A 12,207-nucleotide genomic window follows, 5' to 3' on the forward strand; every position below is an offset into this window, starting at 1 on the left:
ATATAAAAAATATACATTAAATTAGTATAAACGATGTTTTATATGGGGGTTAAAAACTTGTTGAGATTAAATAAGTTAATTATTCTTATTGCATTATTACTGTTGCTGTGTGTAACTATTCCAAATGCATTTGCTCTGGATAATGAGACAGTTTTAAGCGAAGATATTGTACACAATAGTGATATTGCATCTGTTTATGTAGAAGATGATGTTTTAAAGGCATCCAATGATTATTATTTCAATGCATCAGCTGAAGAGGATGGTGACGGATCTGCTTCAAATCCGTATAAATATTTGACATCAGACAGGATTCATGCAAACGCTAATCTGTATCTTGCTGATGGTGAATATGAACTTGATACAGCAAAAAACATTGAAAGGGTTAACATTTATGGAACAAATCCGCAAAAGACTGTCATTTCATATCCTGGTGTAGGATTTACCGTTTCCACTTATCTGAGCATTCATAATGTGACCTTTATGGACATGTCCATTACCAATCACGGCATGCTGACAGCTGAAAACTCTGTATTTTCATATGCTGTCGGTTCACGTTATGACAGCTATGGAAACAACTTCGGTGGGGCAATCTATACTCCACAGGATTTTCCAAATGCAGTTGTCCAGTTGAAAAACTGTACTTTCCTTGAAAACTATGCGGTATATGGCGGTGCAATATATATGGGTTCAGGGGCATTGGATATTAGTGATTCAGTGTTCATCAATAACCTTGCATACAATTTCGGAGGAGCAATTGCATGTGAAAATACAGGAAATGTTAGCATTTCCAAATCAAGATTCTACAATTCAGAATCCATAAATGATGCCGGAGGAGCGGTTTATATCAGGGAATCTTCTCTTACGGTTAAAGACACAGATTTTATAAATTCATCAGCAACATTCGGCTCAGCAATAACCTCACTTAAAACTTCAATGAATTTGAACAATATCTATGCTGAAAACAACACAGCAAGCTGGGACGGCGGTGCAATATATCATATGTATGGTGATTTTTCTCTAACAAGCTCTAAATTCATCAACAATTCCGCTCGTAACGGTGGAGCTCTCTTTGTTGACAACTCCACAAGTCTGCTTTTGAGGATGAACAATTTCTTTGATAATCATGCTATAAACTGTGGAGGGGCTGTTTATTCAGTTTTAAATAAATTGAAAATCCCTATAGTTGCTTATAATTTCTATAAAGACAATCATGCCTACTTCAGTGACAATGTCTTTGACACTTCACTGATAAACCTTAGCATCGGAAATTCAAATTACACAATGTATAAGGTAACTCCTCAACAAATCACTGCTCTGCCTTCTTATTTCAATCTGTATGATGAAGGATTAACAACAACAGTTAAAGATCAGGAGTCAAGCAGTAACTGCTGGGCTTTTACTGCTATAGCAGTTCTGGAATCATGTATTCTAAAGGCAGGCGGTGAAAATCTGGACTTGTCTGAAGAGAATATGAAAAATCTCATGGCATGCTATTCTGATTATGGTTGGATTTTAAATACAAACGATGGGGGATATGACTACATGCCATGGGGATACCTTACAAGCTGGCTTGGTCCTGTAAGTGAAATGGAAGATTTGCTTGATGATAAATCAATTTTATCTCCTGTTTTAAACAGTATTGCTCATGTTCAAAACATAATGTTTTTAAAACGTGACAATTACACTGACAATGATGCAATCAAAAAGGCATTGATGCAGTATGGAGCTGTCGGAACAGGTATGGCTTATTATTCCAATTATTATGATGCTTCCACAAACGGATACTATTGTTTTTCAAATGTAGCTACAAACCATGAAGTAACCATTGTCGGTTGGGATGATAACTATTCAAGAAGCAACTTCAAATGGGGAAGCTCAATCCCGGGAGATGGTGCATGGATTGTCAGAAACAGCTGGGGACCTAGCTGGGGTGAAAACGGATATTTCTATGTATCATATTATGATACAAAATTCGCTCAGCCTGGAATTTATGATGCATCATATACAATAATTTTCAATGATACAATCAGATATGATAAAAACTACCAGTATGACATTCCAGGGGAATCAGATTTCTTTTTAAATGAATCTTCAAGCATCTGGTATAAGAACGTATTCACTGCAAGTGATGATGAATATCTTGCTGCGGTTTCAACATATTTCATGAATCTCACAAATTGGACAGTTTCAATATATGTAAATGACAATCTGGTGCTGAGACAAGATGGAAGTTCAAATCCTGGTTATTATACAATCGATTTGGATGAAAATATTCCGTTAAAGATTGGCGATATCTTTGAAGTGGTCTTCAATGTTATGGTTAAAGGCAATGCAGGTTTTCCAATTTCAGAAGCAGTCAATTTCAATAAAGTCATGTATAAACCTGGAATTTCATATACAAGCGTTGACGGTAAAAACTGGCAGGATCTCTTTAACCTAAACTGGCAATATTCAGGCCATAACTATGCATCACAGGTTGCATGCATCAAAGCATTCACATTTTTATCTGAAATTACAACAATCCTTAACCTTTCAGTTGACCAGGCGGAATCAGATATTAGAAATGTCACAGCAACAGTCATGGACCAATACGGAAATATGGTCAAAAGTGGTGTTGTAACATTCAATATCGATGAAGAAAATTACGATGTTGATGTTTTAAATGGAGTCGCTGTACTTCCATATCATTTTTTAAATCTCTTCAACGATGTATACGCCATATTTGAAGGGGACGGTTACGCTTCATCAATGAATTATACTTCTGTCGAGGTCGAAAAATCAGATATTGATGTTGATTTGAATGTTATAAAAACATTAAACAATGTGACTTTGGAGTTCATTGCAAATGATAAAATCAATGCTGAAGCGGTTCTGACAATAAATGACTCCGAACAAAGTATTCAATTCGAAAACGGAAACTCAAGTATTGATTTATCTGATTTGGATTATGGCATCTATAATGTATGCTTGAATATGATTTTCCCAATCAATTCAATCTATGTGAACAAAACCCTGAATTATTCATTTTCAATTGATATTAAAAAGACTCGGATTGTTGCGGACAACTTGGTGATTAATGATGATGACGCTATTGATTATAACGTTACATTGCTTGATTGGCAAGGTGTTGCATTGTCAAACAAATCAATTGAATTCATTTTAAATGGAAATTCATATAACTCTACAACAGATGTCAACGGTCAGGCTGTAATGCCTATTCATTTAAATCCGGGCAATTATGACTTGGATATTACATTTTCAGGAGACAATGATTATTTAAGCAGTGAAATTTCATCCGACATTAAAGTAAAAACCAAAGTTGACTTTGATTTGAATGTCGAAAGACAAGCAAACAATGTTTCTTTAATAATTGGGTTGTCTAAAAATGTCACTGATGCATTGACTGTTATTATCAATAATAAAACTCAACAACTTGAAGCAATCAGCGGAAGTGCTGTTGTGAACTTATCTGATTTGGAAAATAATGTTTATAACGTAACATTATGTTTAAATCCGGATGAATACGACTTCAATACTTTTGAAAGCCAATTTGTTGTTGACGTTAAAAATACATTGATATTAGCAGATGATTTGACAGCTGTAGAAGATGAACCAATAAATTATACAGTATTTTTAACAGATGATGATGGAATTCCGCTTTCAAACAGAACTGTTGAATTTAAAATTAATGGAAATGCGCATTCAGTGCAAACTGACGAAAACGGTCAGGTTGTCCTTCCGATTACATTACCTTCTGGCGAATATGATGTGGAAGTTGCATTCAATGGAGATGATAATCATTTCAAATCAGCTAACCTGACAAAAATCAATATCAAAATGAATGTTGAAATTCATTATAGCACTGACAGTTTTGGAAATAATGTCACTATAGGAATTTATTTATCTAAACTTATTAACGGCACAGCATTTATTAAAGTGGACAACGTTATCCATGAAATCGATATAATGGATGGTGTTGCAGTATTGGACTTGTATAATTTGGATAATGGAAATTATGACTTCACATGTTATCTGGATGAAAACGTTTATGAATCAGAACCTGTATCTGGCAATTTCACTGTAGATGTAAAAGCCAGTCAGTTCATTGGCGATGATTTCACATGTCTTGATGACGGTTCAGGCATTTATACAATCAAATTAACAGACATTGACGCAAATCCTATTTCAAATCAGCAAGTTAGCGTAACTGTTAATAATCTCTCCGGAAGTTATATCAGTGATGAAAATGGAGATATATTCATTCCAATTAAACTCACTGGAGGAGTTTATGATTTGATTGCTGATTTTGAAGGTAGCACAAACTATTTCAAAACATCTAAAACATTTAACATAACTGTTAAAACCAAAATAGATCTTGAAATAGAGGTTGTTCAAATTTTTGACAGTATACATTTATTTATTAATGCTTCTGAGATTATTGGTGAAAATCTAACAGTAAAAATCAATGAAAAAACATATCCTGTTCTTTTAGATAATTTAAAATGCTTTTTGCTTGTCAATAATCTTTCCAATGGAAAATATGATTTAAATGTATCCCTAGATAGCGATTTATATTATTGCGATAACATATCAGAAGAGTTCACAATCAATATGGCTGATACCAGGATTATTGCAGATAATTTGAATACTTACTCACAAAGCGGTGCGGAATATAAAATAAAACTGGTAGATATAAATAACAATCCTTTAAACGATGAAAATGTTGTCTTTAAATTGAATGGCAGGATGTACATCAGAACTACTGATGATAATGGTGTTGCATCAATAATCGTTAACTTAACTGACGGTGAGTATCCAATTGAAATTGATTATGGCGGCCTTGCAAACAGTTATTTCGGATGTAATTCAAGCCATATGATAAATGTCATGACTTCAGTCATCACAAATGACAGTGCGGTTAGAACTGCGGATTCATATTCAGTTAAACTATTGGATATTGACGGCTCACCGTTAAGCAATAAGGAAGTTTCCTATTCTTTGGATGGCATTGATTATAATGCATCCACTGATGAAAATGGTGTATTAAACATCAAACTCCCACAAAAACCTGGAACTTATGTATTTACTTTCATAAATCCTGTAAATGGACAGGTTTTATGCGAAAACATTACAGTTTATCCAAAAATTACAAATAATAAGAACATTGCAATATATGCATTCAGCGGAACCAAATTCAGGGTGCTTATTTTGAATGATGAGGGTAAACCTGTCGGTGCAGGCAAAATCGTATCCATGAAAATAGCCGGTAAGACTCATAATGTCAAAACAGACAAAAAAGGTTATGCTGCATTGGCTATTAAGTTGAAATCAGGTAAATACACAATCACAACAACATATGGGGGATATAAGGTATCCAATAAGATTACTGTCAAGCCTGTTTTAACTGCCAAAAACATTTCCAAGAAAAAAGCCAAATCCTATAAGTTCAAGGCTAAACTTGTTAACAGTAAAGGAAAACCTTTGAAAGGTAAAAAAATAACCTTCAAAATCAAGGGCAAAAAATATGTGGCCAAAACCAACAAGAAAGGTGTGGCTACAATCACTATTAAGCTAAAACTGAAGGTCGGTTCTTATAAGATTTATTCATTTTATGGAAAATCAAAAATCAAAAACACCATAAAAATCAAAAAATAAAGGTTAATTTAACCTTTTTTCTATTTTTTTTCAATTATATTTGAAAACTTTATATAACTCTTTTTACATACATACTAATGTTATATTAAATATTTGTAAAGTGGGTTGTAATAATGAGGTCATATAAAAAATATTTATTGTTGGGGGTACTGCTTTTTTTCATTGTTTCAATGGGAAGTGTATCAGCCAGCGAATTAAACGACACTGCTGTAAATCAAATCAGTGATGATTTGTCCCAAGATATTGAAATGACTGTGGATGATGAAATAGTAGGTTCATCAGAAGAGATTGTAGTGGAAAATTGGGATGATTTGCAGTATTACTGTTCTTTGGATGATAATAATTATGTTTTGAAGCTTAAAGAGAATACCAGTTATTATCCAACAGATTTAACCGATGAAAGCTATCAGATTAAAGTCAATAATAATGTAACAATCATAGGTAGTGAAGGAGCTTATTTTGGGGATTCTTCTCCTAATGCAAGAACCATAAACTATCTTGCAATTAATGTTCCTGAATATTCAGGCATTGGAATTACATTAAAAGACATTACATTTAAATGGATTTCCTCTGAATTTCAGCCTAACGCAGGATTTCTGCAGATGGCAGGAAATGCAAACAACTATATTGACAACTGTATTTTCGACAACATCACAATGACCGGAGGACATTCATCTGTCGTTTATCTTTTAAGAGGTGATGTCACATTAAGCAACTGCTCATTTACCAACATTACTTCTGACTTTGGTGTATTTAGTTTATATGATCCTAAAGATGACCCTACTGACATATGCACTCATGCCCGTGGTCTTGTTCAGGACTGTTACTTTGAAGGCAACTTCGCAAGAACAGAACCGGGCTGTATAAATAACTGTGGTGTGCTTGTGGTTAGAAATTCCACATTCTACAGAAATGCAGCATTCTGGTGGGCAGGTGCAATACATACACATGGTGGTGCAAATACTACCATATATGATTCCAACTTTACAGACAATACTGCAGGTTGGAATGGTGGTGCACTATATACATATAGTTACTTACAGATATTCAACACAGTATTTAAAGGTAACAACTGTACTACCAATAATGGTGGTGGTGCAATAGGTGCATGTAAGTATCTCCACTCACCATACATACATGTTGAAGACTCCCTGTTTGAAAACAATGAGAACTTATGCTGGGCATTCACTAATGAGTCTACTACAGGTTTAGGTCGTGGTGGTGCAATATCTATTATGGATGAAGGTGACCTTACTGTATTGAATACTACATTCATCAAAAACAGTGCTTCCATAGGTACTGCTATATGTGCAATCTCTCAAGGCTCACTTTACGGTTCACCTGATGTTACACTGATAGGAAACAGATTCATTAACCATACTCGTGTAGAAGATGTATTGGTACTTAAGCTTGACTACAACTCCAAGTGTGAACTTAGGGATAACTATTATTTGGCAAACTCAATGATATTTTCCAAACTCAAGCTTACTGCTGAGGATAGGATAGGTGATGAGGTAACCCTCCACATTGATGCTGCTCTTAAGTATCCTAATTACTATGATTCAGATATTTTGGAGAAATCTGGCTATGATGTTTACATGGATGGGGTTTATCTCAAGACTGTAAATTCAACTGATTTTACTTTGAATTTAAAAAATGTTGAAAAAGCCCAAGTTTATGTAGTTCCATCTATATCAACTAGTCAAAGTAACGAGGTTTCTGTAGGTTTGCCTAGAGAATATATTTATGTCTCACAAAAATCAGGCAGTGATTCAAATAACGGATCAAAAGAAAGTCCAGTTTCAACAATTGCAAAGGCAGTTGAACTTGCAAGAACAACTGGTAACATCTGGATAGTTGACGGAACATTCAAGGAGACAAATCTCAACGTTAATTATAATTTATCAATCACAGGTGAAGATGCGACATTTTCATCTAAAGGCAACATATTCACTTTCGGTGATGTTGATGTCGAACTCAAAAATATTGTGTTTAAAAATTCAAAACAGGCATCATCTTCATCTGAAAGAATCATAAAACATTCAAGCGGAATACTGACTTTAGAAAACTGTACTTTCGATTCAAATACATATAATACTTTAATTGAAACTGGAGGTTCAATCGAGTCAAGCAATCTGGAATTTGTTAAAAACAACGGAATACTAATTCAGGCAAATAATTATGTAATAGATTCTTCTGCATTTGTAGAAAATACTGCAGATTCGACTAAAACAAATGCTTTGATTAAATCATCTTTAGGATTTAAAACAGCTATTACAAATTCAATATTTTCAAACAATATTGTTAAAGAAGGATGCATTTATTTCAAGGCACTTGATAAAAGCAAATTGAATACTCTGCTTATCTCAGATTGTATATTCACAAACAATGTAGGAAATGACGGATCATCCGGAATTTACATGTATGACAATGGAATACTTGACCTTAAATCATCATTATTCCTTAACAACACCGATTCCGGTAAAAATGGAGCTTTAATATTAACTTCCACTGAAATTCATATTGCAGATTCTATATTTTTAGGAAATGTCTATGAAAACAACAATAAAGTGCTTTTCAACTCCAAATCCTCTACAAACCTTAAAAATATTTATGTAACCGGAAACTGGTTTGGAAACACTCAGGAAAATTATAATTCAAGCGTACCTGTAAGTTCATCATCTCATTGCGACAATTGGCTATTTTTAAACGTTTCTGCCAATACCACCTCAATGTTTTTAGGTGAAAGTGCACAAGTATACTTTAATCTCAACAATGCATACACAAATGAGGGAAACATTACCTATTGGGATTCAGGAAATCTTCCTACTGTCAGACTTTCCATTTCAACAACAGGAGGTAAATCCGACCAGAAAGAAGTCACACTTGTATATGGAATGGCACAGGCAGAATTCACTTTAAATGAAGCTGAAGCAACTCTAACAGCAAGTTATGAAAGTGTTCGTGATGTTATAAACTTCACTGAAGCCAGACAAAAACCGGAAATGACTGTAACTGTCACAAATATTTCAGTTGATAATGATGAGACAATTACAATAAAATTATCCGGCGACGCTACCGGAAGCCTTACGGTTAAAGTTGGAAATATCACTGAAACAAAGGATATTACTGGCGGTGAAACAGTATTTACATTATCCGATTTGGCTTCAGGTGACTATTCGGGAACTGTTACATATTCAGGTGATGAATACTATTCAAAAGTTGTAAAAGACATTTATTTCTCTGTCAATAAATACAACTCAACTACAACATTGTCAGTTGGCCAGATTGAAGTTGGCAGGGATGTAATCCTAACAGTCAATGTCACACCGGGAGCAACCGGAAACATAACATTGATAATTAACAATAAAGAAGAAACCTTAACTTTAACTGATTCAAAAGCCACATATACACTCTCTTCTATTTCAAGGGGAGACTATGATATTCAGGCAATCTATAACGGTGACTATAAATACGTTTCAAGTAAGGATTCAGCAAAATTCGAGGTGGACAAGCTGGATACTGCCATTCATGTCAGTGTTGAAGATATTGTCTACGGCCAGGATGCAGTTGTTAAAATAATATTGGACGAATCAGCAACCGGAAATGTCACCGTCAGCATTAATGGTGATAATAAAACTTCTGTGGTTGAAAACGGCCAGGCTATCCTAACTGTTTCAAAACTTGATTCCGGAGAAAAAACAGTTGATGTGTATTACAGTGGAGACAATATTTTCAAACCAAATACAAATTCTACTTCATTTAATGTAGCAAAAGACACTACTCCGTTAAATATTAATGTAAACAGTATCATGATAGGCCATGATGCAAGCATTGAAGTGACTGTAAAAAGCGGAGTAACAGGTTCTGTTACAATCAGTTATAACAATCAAAGCACTACAAAATCAATTCCAAGAACTGGAAGGGTTTTATTAACTGTATCCGATTTGGCAGTTGGAACATATGATGTTTCAGCTGTTTTGGAAAGTGAAAACTATGAAACTGTCGAAAACAATATCAGTTTCACTGTTTCAGACTTTGAAGTTCCTCAATGGTCAAATGAGGGTTATGATACTCAAAATACTGGCAAATCTCCTTATGACAGTGAAGTAAATGGTGAAATTCTATGGCAATTCAAAATAAGTGGTGAAGTTGTCGGAAATATTGCAATTGACAGCAACGGCAATGTTTATATAATTACTTCTAAAGAAGTATTTGCTATAAATAAAGATGGTAAACTGGTGTGGAACAGAACTTTAAACGGTGACGGTAATCTTTCAGGAATATCAATAGGTCGTGACGTTTTAATAATTCCTCAGGCAGGAAACACACTCAATTTCATCAACCAGACAACCGGTGAAAAATACGGAAACTCCAACATATACCTTGGATCAAGTTATTTCGAACCGGTCGTAGATTCAAATGGAAATGTTTTCATTTCAAGCGAATACATCTATGCATCAGAAGATTATAAACTGATAATTGTTCCATACAGGCTTTGGGAAAAAGGAGGTAATCCTGCTGCAATTTCCCTGGCAAAATCACGTCCGATTTCAGCACCTGTAATCTTAGAGAATAATTTGGCCATAGTTGCATGTGATGACAGCATTAAAATAATTGACCTTACAAACAATCAGATCTTGTCAAGTGTTAAAGGAAATACGCAAGGAATCAGGCCAGTAATCGGTCCTGGAAATATGATTTATGCAGTACTGGACAACAATATTGTTGAAATCTCACCGCAAGGAGGTATCATCTGGAAAACCTCAATAAGCGATGGTGCAGGAAAATACCTGGCATTGGATGATGAATCAGGTCTTTATTTAATTAACGCCAATGGAAAACTGTATAAATATGACCTTGTTGACGGCAGTGAAACATTAGTGTCCAATCTGACTTTCACATTAGGCATTCTCGTTGGAAATGATGGAACAGTTTATGTCGGTTCAAATGACATGTTTTACGCATTTGACAGTGAGGGAAAAGCATTATGGAAATCTTACATCGGAAGTGAAATCATAGGAACTCCGGTAATGGATAAAAATGGCATAATTTATATTTCAACTGCTGACGGCTTGATTGCATTGACAAACGCTCCTCTAAAAGACCCTAAAGTAAACATTGATGTTCAGGACGTTAAATTTGGTGAAAATGTTACAGTAATTATCACTGTTGACAATCAGAGCTGCGGTGATTTGACTATTCAAATTGATGATGATTCTTCCACACAATCAATCAAAGACCAGGGAATAATTACCAAAACTCTAACAGGTTTACAGTCAGGGGTACACACAGTTAAAGTAACCTACGGCGGGGATTTAAGGTTTAATGCACAAGAGGTGTCATCTAATTTCACTGTTAAAAAGCTTCAAACAGATTTAATCGTTCATGCTAATAATATAACTGTCGGTGAAACTGCAATAATCAATGTCAGCATTCTTGATGATGTTGACGGTAATGTATTAGTTGACATCAACGGTAAAACCTACAAAGGCACGGTTAAAAATGGTGAATGTGTTATTTCAGTTCCCGATCTTGAAGTTGGAAACTATACTGTTACCGCACAATTCAGTTCAGATAACTATGAGGATTGCATAAACACTACTTCATTTGCAGTTTCAAAGGTAATAGTCCCACCAAGCAATGAAACCATTGACATCGTGGTTCCGGAATCCGGTGAAGCGTCAAGCTACAGCATTTCACTTCCAAGTGATGCAACTGGAACATTAACCGTTACAATTGATGGAGTAAACTATACTGCAACTTTAATTGATGGTAAAGCTACTGTAAACGTTCCAAAATTAGCTGAAGGCAGCCACAATATTACAGTTGCATATTCAGGAGATGACAAATATTCTCCAATCGTCAAAAGTACAACAGTTGTTGTACATGTTCCTGTGATTAAATTGGCTGGATCTAACTTGTCCATGCTTTACACAAGCGGCAAATATTATAAGGTTAGATTGACTAAGGACGGAAATGGGTTTGCTAATCAGACTGTTAAGATTACAATAAACGGCAAGACTTACACCAGAACTACTGATGCAAACGGTTATGCTAGTTTAAAAATTTCATTTATTCCAAAAACATATACTGTTAAAGCGGTCTATGGTACTTTGAAAGCCACAAATAAGGTAGTTGTAAAAAGTATAGTTGCAGCCAAGAATGTAAATGCCAAAAAGTCTGCAAAATCCATCAAGATTAAAGTTACCCTTAAAAAGGTCAACGGCAAATATCTGAAAAGCAAAAAGCTAACTTTAAAATTTAACAAGAAGACATTCAAGGCAAAAACCAATAAGAAAGGTGTAGCTACTTTCACAATCAAAAAGAATGTATATAATAAGCTTAAGGTTGGCAAGAAGTACACCTATCAGGTAACTTATCTAAAAAACAAAGTTAAAAAGACCATAAAATTTAAAAAATAAATGGAATTTTTACTTTTTTTCCTTTTTTTAGCAGTATATGTGGATGTCAGTTTGGTGATTTAGGAATTTATAAACTACCCTGCATTATTTTACTTTAATAATTTATTAAAATGTATGTAATTTATTT

At 34.5% G+C, this 12,207-nt stretch carries 2 protein-coding genes; both read left to right on the plus strand.

What is annotated here, in order from left to right:
• Window positions 1–57 precede the first annotated feature (57 nt).
• Window positions 58–5,655, plus strand: a complete 5,598-nt coding sequence (locus tag ACKI2P_RS06760; RefSeq protein WP_407376206.1) for a C1 family peptidase — start codon at window positions 58–60, stop codon at window positions 5,653–5,655.
• 113 nt (window positions 5,656–5,768) lie between these two features.
• Window positions 5,769–12,080, plus strand: a complete 6,312-nt coding sequence (locus ACKI2P_RS06765) for an Ig-like domain repeat protein (protein ID WP_407376208.1) — start codon at window positions 5,769–5,771, stop codon at window positions 12,078–12,080.
• The last annotated feature ends 127 nt before the right edge of the window (window positions 12,081–12,207 follow it).

It is taken from the genome of Methanobrevibacter sp., from assembly GCF_045541095.1.
Taxonomy (GTDB): domain Archaea; phylum Methanobacteriota; class Methanobacteria; order Methanobacteriales; family Methanobacteriaceae; genus Methanocatella.

Coding starts and splice junctions, on each gene's coding strand:
- ACKI2P_RS06765 (WP_407376208.1), top strand. CDS start 5,769: ATGAGGTCATATAAAAAATATTTATTGTTGGGGGTACTGCTTTTTTTC.